This window comes from Lacibacter sp. (genome assembly GCF_057361365.1).
Genome location: NZ_JBMQSG010000011.1, coordinates 355406 through 368357 on the forward strand (window position 1 = coordinate 355406; position 12952 = coordinate 368357).

Consider the following 12952-nt stretch of genomic DNA (forward strand, 5'->3'; position numbering starts at 1 on the left):
AAAATGATCAAACCATTATTCCCAGAATTTTACCGGGTAATCAGAACAAGCTTTGCTTTCAAGATCATGCAAATTTTTGCCAAGGTCGTTTAGCTGCTCCGGTTGAATATTGTCCTGAATAAACGGGAACAGGTCACGTTCTTCAAAACGTATGTGCTTCTCAAGAAGGGTATGAAATTCGGTAATCAGCGCTGCATCTGCATCGCCGCTACGTATTGCATCAACAACACGACGAATCTGGTGATGCTCATTCTTCATCTGCTCGTATTTCTCCATCAAAGAAGGTATCTGCAATACATGCGGATGCAGATACACCTCTTCTTTAATAAAATGATTTCTTAGTTCACCATTCCAAACAGATACAATAAAGTCGTTCATCACCGCTGGATCGGCTTGTTTATCTACTCCCTTCTTCAGAAGTAATGCAGCCATTAACCCGTTGTGATGTTGATGCGAAAGTGGTTGCAACTGTTCATCACGCTTCATACCATTTTATTTTAATGACTGAATGATCTGAACAAATTCATCGGCTTTTAAAGAGGCCCCGCCAACAAGGCCGCCATCAACATCGGGCTGACCGAAAATTTCTTTTGCATTCGATCCTTTTACACTGCCGCCATATAAAATGGAAATCTCATTGGCAACTTCTGTTCCGTATTGTGCGGCTAAAACGCTACGCAAGTGAGCATGCATTTCCTGTGCCTGTTCAGATGTTGCTGTTTTACCTGTACCAATGGCCCAGATTGGTTCATATGCAATGATGATTTTCTTTAACTCATCGGCGCTTAAATGAAACAAACTTTCTTTCAGTTGATTACCTACATAATCGTTTTGTGTACCTGCTTCACGAATATCCAACGCTTCACCACAACAAAAAATTGGAGTAATGCCTGCTGCCAAAGCGGTGTTCACTTTTTCTGCCAGCATCTGATTGCTTTCGTTGAAATACTCACGACGTTCACTATGTCCCAATACCACATAACCCACATTGATCGACTTTAACATGTCAACAGAAGTTTCACCTGTATAGGCACCTGATGTTTTTGTATAAGCATTTTGTGCAGCCACTCCTGTATTGATCTTGTCTTTCAACTTATCAACCACCATTGTCAGGTAAGGAAACGGAACTGCAAATACTGCACGTTGGTCTTTTCCTAATTCAAATGGGGTGTGAATGATACCATTAATTAATTCTTCGGCCTGTTGATAAGTTAAATTCATTTTCCAGTTTGCTGCTGCTACTTGCTGTCTCATAATCTAGTTGTTTTTTATTCGTAGTTTATTTTTGTAGGGCGTAAATATATTCCAGTATCTGCTTATCGTTGTTAGTTAAACTTTGTTGTTTCATCTGCATCCAGTTCTCAATATCCTGCAATGCTTTTTCCAATAAATATTTTTCACCGGTGTGAATATTCCAGATAAAATCAGCAACAAACTTGGGTGATAATCCTGTCGTTAATATGTTACTGCAAATACCGCTTACCATTCCTGTTGTTAGAGAAGCATTGATCGAAACTCTTGAATAATCGCCCAACATCACACCACATTTTGTTCCTGCACTTATCCACTGATGCAATAACGGATTCCAAAGCTTCACTTCGCCTGCAGTATTCTTTACGTTAGAACAAGATGCACCGGCGCCAATATTACACCACGACCCGATAATTGCATCGCCTAAATAACCATCATGTGCTTTATTAGAATAGTCAAAGAAAATGGCATTCTTGATTTCGCCACCAACTGTACACTTTTTCCCTACTGTTGTTGCTCCATATATTTTCGCACCCATTTTTACAACGGCACTCTCTAAAGCAACAAAAGGCCCCCGAATCATACTCCCTTCCATCAGTAATGCATCTTTAGCAATATAAATTGGACCCGCTGAAGCGTTAAGTGTGCAATACTCTACTACCGCACCTTCTTCAATGAAAATATTTTCGGGATTAATAAGTTGATTGGTTGACGAAATAACTGTCGCTATTTTTTTTGAACGTATTAATTCAAAATCTGTTCTTATAAGCCGGTCGTTTGCAAGCACAAGATCATGGGGATAATATAAAAAACGAACCGCTGCATTTAATTTAACTTGCTTGCAATGCTTTATCTGGTCTGTTGATATTGGAAACAATAACCTGTTTTTTGTTCTCACAGCCACAAGATGATTATTCCTGAGTAGACTAGTTTCTGGTTGAAGTGTGTGCACTTCATTCAGCAATTCATTTGAAAAAACAACAGATGCGTTAATGTATAAAAAATCTTCTCCCCGGTTAATTGAAAATGGAAAAGCAGTTGCTAAATAATCTTCTGTAAGAGTAAAAACGTTCTTCTGTAAAACAATGGCCCAACGTTCCTGCGCAGTAAAAATTCCGCAACGAAATGCAGATATCGGTCTCACAAGTGAAAACGGGTAAAATGCTGTCCTTGTTTCTGTATCAAAAAGAATGATCTGCATCTGCCGGTTAAATTGGATAGCTGTAAAAATACAGCAATCATCTTTACCACCCTTGTATAAACGAAAACTGCTCCAAAGTGGAGCAGTTTTCATTCTTAATTATCAGTAGCGAAAAATTATTGAGGCATCAGTACCTGGTCTATTTTGAAAAAATTTCCATTCACTGCAATGCGATCAACCAACGGATTAGTTGGTGAAGTAGCTGCTGCTGTAGCAGCAGTTGCATTTGCAGCCCCTTTAACAGAAAGTCCAACGCCAAGATTTGTAACCAGCGTTGATGAAATGGTCAGTCCAGGGTGAGCCGGAATAGCTGCATTTAATAACGTTGGATAATTAGCTGCCGTTGCACCAAAGTTTACAGAAAATGCTCTTACACCTAAAAGGTGATACACTACAATTCCACGCACTACTTGAGCAGTGAGCACGGGGTATAATGCCGGATTAGAAAAAACAGTTGGCGATGATGCTAATACTGCTGCCTGAGCTGCAGCGGTAGCGGGCGGAACACCCATGTTAATTAATCCAAGCGTTATTGCACCTGTTAGAGTGGCCTGGAAAGCTGCGTTTGTTGGTGCAAATACAGTAAGGTTAGCAAACGGTTGCGCCAGTGCATACTGCAGGCTTGGAGACGCAGTGGTAACTAACCCCGAATCTGCACGTACAATAGCTGCCACGAGGTATGCGAAATCAGGGTCACGGCTAATGGTATCAAGCAATACTCTAGAAGGCGGTGCAATAACGGCAGCTGCACGATGAACAACACCGTTAGAGCCGGTTATTACATCCGTTGCTGCCAAAGGAATATTGTTTGCCCATGCAACTGAGCCACGTTTCGAAGGAAAAATGGACATACGCAGCGGAATACTTGTTGTGGGAATGGTTGAAACAAATGGTACCGCAGTAATATTCAGTTTCGTTTTTTTCTCAACGTTTGGAAATGTAGTTGGTATTTGCGCAGCCGTAATGCGTTCGTTGGGAATAATATGATAACTAATAACAGCACTCAGTTGAGCTAAAGGAATAGCACTAACTGTTGTAGAGGTAATGCCGGCCGCAGCTAAAGCTGTGTTATCGGGCGCAAACACGGTAAAATTTGCATTCGCTACATCTAAGTCTGCAACAAGTCCGGTGCGAACAAGTGCCGTATTAAAAACCGAATAACTTGAATTAGCAGCAATTTTCTTTGCTAATGTATTTGCTACATCGCCCTCGGTATATGCCGTGTACGGCACCGGTTCATATAATTTGTTACATGCACCAAGCACCATAACAACAGAGGCAAGCAGTGCAAAACGTGATATATTGAAATTTTTATTCAACATAGTAATTTCTTTAGTGATTTAATTAAAAGATGTTATAACCAAGGCTTACATAATATAAACCGCCCACCGCAGGATTTCCTGGTGCCTGCACATAATATTCATTGAAAATATTACTGCCTCCTAGTTTGAAAATGAATTTACTGGCTGTTTTCCGGTAAGTGAACTGCACATCCATTGTATGAATGGCAGGAACGTTACCATCAATAAAATCACTTTCGAAATTATAATCACTCATCCATTTGTAAACAAGGCTGAATCCAAAATTCTTTTTAGCTCCAAAACCTGTGTTCGCTAATTTGATGTTTGTTTTATACTTCGGCGTATTAAATCCAGATTCGAAGCCCTGGGGCACATTCGTTAATTCATCACTCGCAAAGTTGACACCTACAATAAAGTTAGCGGGCAAACGATAATCGAGACTGATACCATAACCAAAGCTGTTAACAGTATTGGTAGTGTTTACTGGAATTGAGAATTTTCTGCTACTGGAGGTTTGGTAAACCATTCTTCTTGTAAGGAAGTCCTGGTATTTACCAAAGTATCCATATGCATCTATCAAAAGTTTAGAAGCAATGAGCCCTTTATAACCAAATTCGAAAGAGGTTACCGATTCAGGTTTTAAATCAACAACAGTTACTTTATTTGCAGTTACGATGTCGTTCTCAACAGCATAAACCGGATTACTGTTGAAGTTGTAATAATCCCTGAATTGAGGAACACCACCAATCAGCCAATAATCATTTCCAACAAATAAGTTGATCCATTGCATTTGTGTACTTGGGAAACGATAAGCTGTTTGATAAGAAAAACGCAGATTGTTGTTTGGTGCCAAACGAATTAATGCAGTGGCACGGGGTGTAAAACGTCCTTTAAAATTTTGGTTTTTATCAAAACGTCCACTAACTGTTAAACGAACTTTTTCATTAAACAACTCTTTTGCAAGCTGAGCATATGCACCCATTTCGTTAATACCGATAGGACCAGTGCTATCAGCAAACAATGTTCCTTGCGAGTTCAGTACATAGCGTTTGTAGTTTGCTCCAACCAAAACATCCATAAAGCCATTGGTTAGATGAGAAAAATCATACTGACCTTCTACAGCGTACAAATCTGTTTTGTCGAGGAAACGACCACCACCATATTTGGCACCGGCCGCCGGCTTACCAATTGGCACGCCTTTAATGAAATTAAATTGTTGAGCAAATTGAGTTGTACCTGGAACTGGACGACCCTGATCCGCAAATGCTCTTGCGGCGATGTGCGCCTGTTGATCATTCATACCATTTGAACGACCGGTAATATAGCCAGCTACATATTCAGGCAACCAAACTTCAGTTGGCTTCCATAACTCGTTAAAATAAGAAACAGTTGCAGTAAGATTATATGAGTTACCAGAATTTTCCTGAGTTGTGTAAGCACGAACCAACCAGTTCTTGTTATTGATCTCAAATTTCGCCTGGCCCATTTTTAAGTCCTGCAAACTATAACGGTCGCTACCTGTATAAACAGTATTACCAGTTCCCCAGAAACCGCTCAAAATAGCTTCTGTATTGTTATTGATCTTATAGTTTAATGACCCACCGAGTTTAAAGTTTACAGTATTAGGATCAATCAATTCTTTTTCAGTATACCCTGTTCTTGAAACAGGCATTGATGCAGGCAGTGTCCCCAGCATTGTACCAACAGGAGGCACATTAGCGATAATACTATTAAGGATAGGACGAATATCACGTGCAACTTCATCACCATACACGTTTACACCATTGTAATCAGGGTTTGTGGTTCTATCGCCACCAATGAATTTACCAGTGCCTTTATTATAATTGCGATAGTCAGCAGCTACCCAATCTTTAGCCTGCACAAACTCGGCTGTAACTTTATAAGCAAAGCGTTCAGAAACTTTTTGTGCCCAGCGTACAGTCCAGTTGCTGTAGCCGGATGGATCTCTGAACTTTCTGTCGGTATGCATAATTCCTTGTTTCACCTGGAACGATAGGCCTTGGTACTTGAAAGGATTTTTGCTGTTGATCAGCAACGTTCCATTCATACCTCCCGGACCATATAGTGCAGATGATGCGCCTGGCAGTAATTCCATATTATCAACATCCAGTTCCGATAAACCAATAACGCCACCTACTGAAAAGTTAAGACCGGGTGCCTGGTTATCCATGCCATCAACAATCTGGTTAAAACGTACGTTACCGCTACCAAGAAAACCTCTTGTGGTAGGAGTTTTAAACGTGAGTGACGATGCAAGTACATCCACTCCTTTAAAATTGGCGATGATATCATAATAGGATGCAGCAGGAGCATTTTGAATAGCAACTGCTCCAACTCTTTCTACGGTTACCGGCGATTCTAAAATGCGTGTTGCCACCCTCGTAGCCGATACAACAATCTCCTGCCCCAACGAAGACGCTGTAGCCAGTGTTACATCAACAGACTGTGATGCAGAACTAACAGCTACTTCCTTCGTTTCAAAACCCACTGAAGAAATAATAAGCGTTACGGGAAGCGAAGGAACAGAGATACTAAACTCACCTCTGTCATTTGTATAAACGCCGGCGGATGTGCCTTTCACTGTTACTGAAACAGCTGGCAACACTTCTCCGTTGCTGGTGCCTTTTACACTACCTTTTATGGTAACAGACTGTGCATAAGAAGAAAGGGAAATAAGGCAGGACGTTAACAGCAGTAATAAAACTGACAGTTTTTTTGGCATAATCAAGTCGTTTTTGGTTAAGTAATTAGCAAAATAGTGATTGTTAGTATTATTGAAAAATTTTCTTTCTAACCAATTAAGAACGATTCTTTTGAATTTTAGTTTAAAACTTGGCAGACATGTTTGCCCGTTTTACTTTAGCGCATGAATTCGTTTCAATTTCCCAATCAAACAAACTACTATAAAGGCAAGGTTAGAGATGTGTACAGTATTGGTGCCGACTGGCTGGTAATGATCGCCAGTAATCGTATCTCCGCTTTCGATGTTATTCTGCCACGTCCTATACCCTATAAAGGACAGGTTTTGAACCAGATTGCTGCTTACATGTTACACGCAACTGAAGATATTTGCCCCAACTGGCTGGTAGATGTGCCAGCTCCTAATGCAAGTATCGGCAAACGTTGTGTTCCTTTTAAAATAGAAATGGTCGTTCGGGGTAATCTTGTTGGCCATGCATGGCGAATTTATTCGTCGGGAAAAAGAGAACTTTGTGGCGCCGCAATGCCCGATGGTTTGAAAGAAAACGATTACTTCCCTACTCCTATCATTACGCCTTCAACAAAAGCTGATGCAGGTCACGATGAAGATATTTCTCCAGCTGAAATCATTAAGCAAGGCATTTGTACCGAAGTAGAATGGCAGCAGTTGAGCAATTATGCATTGCAACTGTTTAACCGTGGAAAAGAAATTGCAGCTAAACAAGGTTTGATTCTTGTTGACACCAAATACGAATTTGGTAAAATAGGTGAAACCATTTACCTGATGGATGAAATACATACTCCTGATTCATCACGTTATTTTTATGCCGATGGTTTTGAAGAACGTCAGCAAACCGGCGAACGTCAAAAGCAATTAAGTAAAGAGTTTGTGCGTGAATGGTTGATCGAAAATAATTTCATGGGCAAGGAAGGACAAACAGTTCCGCAAATGAGCGATGAATGGATCAATACTATCAGCAAACGCTATATTGAATTGTATGAAAAAGTAATTGGTAAACCATTTGTGCCTGAAGAATTAAGTGATGAAGAAACGCAGTCACGTATTATGACCTCACTCGCTGAACTCAAAGCATAGTTTTATTGATATAGACGGGACGAAAGAACAGCCGGGAAAATCTTTATCTTTCAAAAAACTTCCTGCATGAGCCCCGATTCTATTTTTCAATTATGCAGCACCATCGCTTTGCTGGCATGGTTGCTTTTATTGATCACAAGTCCTTTTTGGCCTTCTGTTGACAAATTGCTGATCGGGGTAGTCATCACGCTATTCGCCATTGTATATGCATGGCTCATTTTCCAGGGTTTTACTTTCGGAGATATTGAAAAGTTCAATACACTCGATGGAGTAATGCTACTCTTCACAAACAAAACTGCTGTTGCTGCTGGCTGGGTGCACTACCTGGCGTTTGATCTTATGACGGGCATCTGGATCAAGAAAAATGCACAGAAACACGGCATCAATCATTGGCTGCTCATTCCATGCCTCTTTTTTACATTTATGTTCGGCCCTGTTGGACTGTTACTCTATCTTATCATTCGGTTTGTTTACACTAAACAATACTTCGCCGACAATTATTAAGCTATGATTTACTTTCTCATCGAACTAAAAAAAAGAAACCACCCATTATATTTATTTAGCTGCCTATGTTTTATCGGCGCAATGGTTTGTCTTGTTATGATTTTTGCAAGCAACACCGTTGTGCTGGGCATTAATGCATGGTACAAACCAATGAAATTTTTTCTCTCTACTTTTATTTTCAGTTGTACCATGGGTTGGTTTATGTATTATCTCAAACAACCATTGCACACTTTGTTCTATAGCTGGACGCTCATCATCACTCTTTCATTCGAATTAATCTATATCACCCTTCGTGCTTCACAAGGACAATTATCACATTTCAATATCTCTACTTCGTTCAACGCCCTCATGTTTAATTTAATGGGCCTGGCCATTGTTATCATCACATTGTGGACAGCTTTTGTTGCCTTTCTGTTCTGGAAGCGATCTTTTCCGCAATTGCCTCCTGCTTATGTTTGGGGTATTCGTTTTGGACTTGTGCTGTTCGTCGTGTTTGCTTTTTCAGGCGGAATGATGGCGGCCAGACTGAGTCATAATGTAGGCGCCGCAATGGACACGGTAAAAGTATTGCCGGTAGTAAACTGGAGCAGAGAATCGGGCGACCTGCGCATTGCGCATTTTTTCGGAATGCATGCATTGCAATTATTACCACTGCTTGGATTTTATGTCACACGCAATAAACAACAGGTTATTCTTTTAAGCTTAATTTATGCCGCTGCTGTAACAGCTCTTTTGTTCCAGGCATTGAATGCCTTACCTTTAGTGCCGTTGCAAAAATGACAGAAAATACATTGTTGCAACCTGTTCATTCTAAATTTTCTATCATGCGTAAACTGTTGCTTCCTCTTTGCATGCTGTTAACCACGTCGTCTATAGCTCAACAATATCATTTGGTTGTTGGTACGTTTACCGATGCTGTCAGCGATGGAATTTACACCTACAAATTCAATTCGCAAACGGGTGATGCTGTTCTTGCCAGTTCGGTTAAAACATCCAACCCATCTTATCTTGTAGTTTCACCCGATAACAAATATGTGTACGCAGCCAATCATGACGAACAAGGAATGGTTAGTTCATTTCAATTTAATAAACAGGATGGTTCGCTTAAATTTTTGAACAAGGTTAGTACTGCAGGCGCTCATCCTTGCTACATCAGCATTAACAAAAAAGGAAATATTCTTGTTGCAGGAAATTATGCCGGAGGAAATTTTGCAGTAATGGAAGTACGGCAAGATGGACAGGTGAACCAGCCAAAGCAAATCATTCAATTGAAAGGAAGCAGTGTAAACCGCAGCAGGCAGGAGAAAGCACATGTACATGCAACACTTTTTTCACCCGATTACCGTTTTCTTTTTGTGCCCGACCTGGGCAGCGATAAAGTGATGATCTACAAAGTTACTCCAGGGAGTGGAGCCCTTCAGCCAGCAGAAGATCCCTTTGTTGAGGTGAATGCAGGTGCTGGTCCCCGTCATATTGATTTTCATCCGAAATTAGATTTTGCTTATCTCATTGAAGAACTGACGGGAACCATCAGTGTATTTAAATATAATGATGGCAAAATGACGCTGGTACAAAATACTTCTGCGCATCCTATCAGTTACCAGGGAGCTTATGGTTCTGCCGATATTCATGTATCACCTGACGGAAATTTTCTTTACGCCAGCAATCGTGGTGATGCAAACTCCATTGCTATTTTCAGGATCGATCAGGAAACAGGGATGATACAACCTGTAGGCTTTCAACCGGCCCTTGGTATTCATCCACGCAATTTCAATTTCGATCCTTCAGGAAATTTTTTACTGGTAGCTAATCGTGATTCAGACGAGATCGTAATATTCAAGATAGATAAATCGACTGGTTTATTAGAAGATACCAAGAAGCGTATTAAAGTATCGAAACCTGTTTGTATCAAATGGATCATTACTAAATAGTATAAAAAATGAAAAAGATTTATCCCGAAACAATGCCAACACCAAAAGGTTACTATTCACCTGCTATTGTACACAATGGAACAGTATACGTTAGCGGACAATTAGCGATCAATGAAAATGGTGAGCCGCAAATTGGGAGTATTGAAGATGAAGTGAGACAATGCATGAAAAACATTGAAACAATTCTGAAAGCAAGCGGCAGCAGTTTACATCATATTCTGAAAGTAAATGTGTTTATTGCTGACATCAGCAACTGGCCAAAATTCAACCAGGTGTTTGCCGAGATCATGGGTGAACATAAACCTGCACGAATTGTAGTACCATGCAATCAGCTCAACTATGGTTGCGGAATTGAAATTGATTGTATTGCAGCAACAGCAGAACAATAACAATGAGTATTACCAAAACAGATATTGAACAGGCACACGAGCGAATAAAACCATTTATTCACCAAACGCCGGTATTAACCTGCAAGACAATTAATGAACTGGCAGGTGCAACATTATTTTTTAAATGTGAGAACTTCCAAAAGATCGGAGCATTTAAAATACGGGGCGGCATGAATGCAGCATTAAGTTTACCAAAAGAAAAAATGGCGAATGGAATTGCAACGCATTCATCAGGCAATCATGCACAGGCTATCGCATATGCTGCAAGAGAGTTGAGTACAAAAGCATATATCGTAATGCCCAACAATTCTCCTTCGGTTAAAGTGAATGCGGTAAAAGGCTATGGTGCAGAAGTTACTTTTTGTGAAAACAATCAACAGGCAAGAGAAGAAACATTGCAGGCGATAGTTGACAAAACAGGTGCTGAATTTATTCATCCATACAACGATGAACGTGTAATGACGGGACAGGCAACTTGTGCGAAAGAATTGATTGAAGAAATTCCATCACTTGATATTATTGCAGCACCGGTTGGTGGAGGCGGATTGTTAAGCGGCACTTCGTTAAGTGCTCATTATTTTTCCCCATCAACAAAAGTTTATGCAGCAGAACCTGAAGGTGCGGCCGATGCAATTCTTTCTTTCAAAAGCGGGCAAATAGAAACTGCTCCTTATATTAATACCATTGCTGATGGGTTGTTAACTAAACTCGGCAACAAAACATTCCCCGTTATTCAACAACATGTTTCAGATGTATTTACTGCAAGCGATCAAGAAATTATCGCCGCTCTTCGTTTGGTATACGAACGCATGAAACTTGTTGTTGAACCAAGCAGTGCAGTAACATTAGCAATAGTACTTAGAAACAGAGAATTGTTTGCAGGTAAACGCATTGGAATTATTGTATCCGGCGGCAATGTTGATCTTAAAAAATTTAGTGAGTGGTTTAATTAACCTCCCTCCGCTTTTCAAACCAAAATTATTTCGGCAATGGAGCTCCCACGGCAATATCGCAACGGTGGCCGGGTTGACCATGCGGCGGATTCTTTCCTGCTGCATTAGTTGTAACTGGTGTTGTTGTTGCCGGTGGCAATGTAATTGTTTGTGGTTGTTGTGGCGTTGCCGTTGTGGTTGCTGCTGGTGCACTGTTCAATGGAGCCCCAACCTGTATGTCGCAACGATGACCCGGTTGGCCATGCGCCGGATTTAGACCCGCTGTATTTGTAGTTGAAGTTGTAGCAACAGGTGCTGTCTGTTGTGTTGCAGGTTGTATTGTAGCAGGAGGCGGAGTTGTAGTTGTTTGAGTTTTATTACTGCCTTCTTCAAGACCATTTCCACAAGCAGTTAAAAGCAACAGGAAAACCAAGGCAGGCAACAGTTTATAGCAATTCATACGTTGATATTTTGTACAAGGTAAGAAAAACCGGCAGCAGTTCCTACAATCATTACTTCATTTGAATAGTGCGGCCGCTTTTGGCGCTTTCCCTCGCTGCCTGCAATATTTCAACCACAAGCAAATTGTTTTCAAGCGATGAAAGATCATATGGTTTCAACATGATCTTCTTCCTTATCACAGCGGTAAAAAATGCAAACGGATCATCATAAGGTGTTTCATTTTGTTTGAGTAGATACGTTTCTTCTTTGTATCCATCATAACCATCTGCTTTTCGCCACCTGACTGTTGAACTATTATCGGCGTAGAGTGCGCCTGTTAATCCATACACTTCCATATCCTTTCTGCCAATGGGCCAATTCCATGAAGCCTGGATGATGGCTTGCGCACTATCGTAATTTAAAATGATCGTTGCTTCATCATCAACCAAAGGATTATTTTCTTTTTGCAATTGATGCGTAACGGCTGTTACGGAACTTGGTCGCTTGCCCTGCTGCATCCATGTGACAAGGTTGGCACCGTAACAACCAAAATCGATCAGTGCACCACCCCCGTTTTGCACAGGATCGGTTAACCATTCAAGAAATTCTTTGTTGATTCCGATTTTCTTTGGTCCTCTGTGTCCGTCACGCACAACTACTTTTCGAAGACTTCCCACTGTTCCATTTTGCAAAAGTTCATTTACCTTTTTGTTTGACGGATACCAGGTTGTTTCATAATTCGTAAGCAAATGAATATTGTGCTTTTTTGCAAGAGCTTCCATTTTCTGTGCATGTTCAACGCTTACTGCCAAAGGTTTTTCAACCATTACATGAATGCCCTTTGGTGCCGCAATTTCAACAACTTTTAAATGTTCATAGATAGTTCCAAAAGCAGTAACTGCTTCAGGTTTAGTTGCAGCAATCATTTCTTCCATCGTGTTAAACACAATGCTCATTGAATAACCATGCTGTTTGGCATACCGTTCTGCCAGCTCTTTATTCGCTTCTACAATGCCAACAATTTTTATGTCACCTCTTTCTGCACGGCCCAATATCCAGTGCACGTGTGTATGGGTTAAACCAACAACTCCAATACGCAAAGGTTGTTGAGCATAAACCGAGAAATGCAAACAGATGAACAAAAGGAAAAGATAAATACGTGGCATGGCAAAGGAGTTGAAGAAT

At 40.6% G+C, this 12952-nt stretch carries 13 protein-coding genes; 6 read left to right on the forward strand and 7 right to left on the reverse strand.

Annotated features, from left to right (window positions below):
• Positions 1-15: 15 nt before the first annotated feature.
• The 5 genes from ACO1QW_RS10945 to ACO1QW_RS10965 are packed head-to-tail and all read right to left on the reverse strand — an operon-like array spanning position 16 to position 6496.
• Entirely contained in the window at positions 16-486 is a 471-nt protein-coding gene (locus tag ACO1QW_RS10945) for a hemerythrin domain-containing protein (protein WP_486258433.1), read from the reverse strand.
• A gap of 6 nt (positions 487-492) precedes the next feature.
• The gene (gene tpiA / locus ACO1QW_RS10950; RefSeq protein WP_486258435.1) at positions 493-1254 is read right to left on the reverse strand and encodes a triose-phosphate isomerase; all 762 of its coding nucleotides are present in this window, start codon (positions 1252-1254) and stop codon (positions 493-495) included.
• A gap of 25 nt (positions 1255-1279) precedes the next feature.
• The gene (locus ACO1QW_RS10955) at positions 1280-2545 is read right to left on the reverse strand and encodes a putative sugar nucleotidyl transferase (RefSeq protein ID WP_486258437.1); all 1266 of its coding nucleotides are present in this window, start codon (positions 2543-2545) and stop codon (positions 1280-1282) included.
• Positions 2546-2568: 23 nt separating this feature from the next.
• Positions 2569-3774: a fasciclin domain-containing protein gene (locus tag ACO1QW_RS10960; protein WP_486258439.1), complete on the reverse strand. Its 1206-nt coding sequence runs from the start codon at positions 3772-3774 to the stop codon at positions 2569-2571.
• 22 nt (positions 3775-3796) lie between these two features.
• A complete protein-coding gene (locus ACO1QW_RS10965) occupies positions 3797-6496 on the reverse strand; it encodes a TonB-dependent receptor (RefSeq protein ID WP_486258441.1) in 2700 nt (899 codons plus the stop codon).
• A 144-nt stretch (positions 6497-6640) separates the two neighbouring features.
• Between ACO1QW_RS10965 and ACO1QW_RS10970 the strand changes: the two genes are divergently transcribed.
• The 6 genes from ACO1QW_RS10970 (at position 6641) to ACO1QW_RS10995 (ending at position 11347) form a co-directional block, all read left to right on the forward strand.
• Positions 6641-7570, forward strand: coding sequence for a phosphoribosylaminoimidazolesuccinocarboxamide synthase (locus ACO1QW_RS10970; RefSeq protein WP_486258442.1), 930 nt, complete (start codon positions 6641-6643; stop codon positions 7568-7570).
• Between the two features lie 66 nt (positions 7571-7636).
• Positions 7637-8074, forward strand: coding sequence for an ABA4-like family protein (locus ACO1QW_RS10975; RefSeq protein WP_486258444.1), 438 nt, complete (start codon positions 7637-7639; stop codon positions 8072-8074).
• A 150-nt stretch (positions 8075-8224) separates the two neighbouring features.
• Complete coding sequence (locus ACO1QW_RS10980; RefSeq protein WP_486258446.1) at positions 8225-8854, forward strand: hypothetical protein; 630 nt, start codon at positions 8225-8227, stop codon at positions 8852-8854.
• A 44-nt stretch (positions 8855-8898) separates the two neighbouring features.
• On the forward strand, positions 8899-10005 hold the full coding sequence (locus tag ACO1QW_RS10985; protein WP_486258448.1) for a lactonase family protein: 1107 nt from the start codon (positions 8899-8901) through the stop codon (positions 10003-10005).
• Between the two features lie 8 nt (positions 10006-10013).
• Positions 10014-10394: a RidA family protein gene (locus tag ACO1QW_RS10990; RefSeq protein ID WP_486258450.1), complete on the forward strand. Its 381-nt coding sequence runs from the start codon at positions 10014-10016 to the stop codon at positions 10392-10394.
• Between the two features lie 2 nt (positions 10395-10396).
• Positions 10397-11347, forward strand: a complete 951-nt coding sequence (locus tag ACO1QW_RS10995) for a pyridoxal-phosphate dependent enzyme (protein WP_486258452.1) — start codon at positions 10397-10399, stop codon at positions 11345-11347.
• 25 nt (positions 11348-11372) lie between these two features.
• Here the strand turns inward: ACO1QW_RS10995 and ACO1QW_RS11000 are convergent, their stop codons facing one another.
• Both ACO1QW_RS11000 and ACO1QW_RS11005 read right to left on the reverse strand, forming a co-directional pair.
• On the reverse strand, positions 11373-11786 hold the full coding sequence (locus ACO1QW_RS11000) for a hypothetical protein (protein ID WP_486258453.1): 414 nt from the start codon (positions 11784-11786) through the stop codon (positions 11373-11375).
• 52 nt (positions 11787-11838) lie between these two features.
• The gene (locus ACO1QW_RS11005) at positions 11839-12933 is read right to left on the reverse strand and encodes a Gfo/Idh/MocA family protein (protein WP_486258455.1); all 1095 of its coding nucleotides are present in this window, start codon (positions 12931-12933) and stop codon (positions 11839-11841) included.
• Positions 12934-12952: the final 19 nt, after the last annotated feature.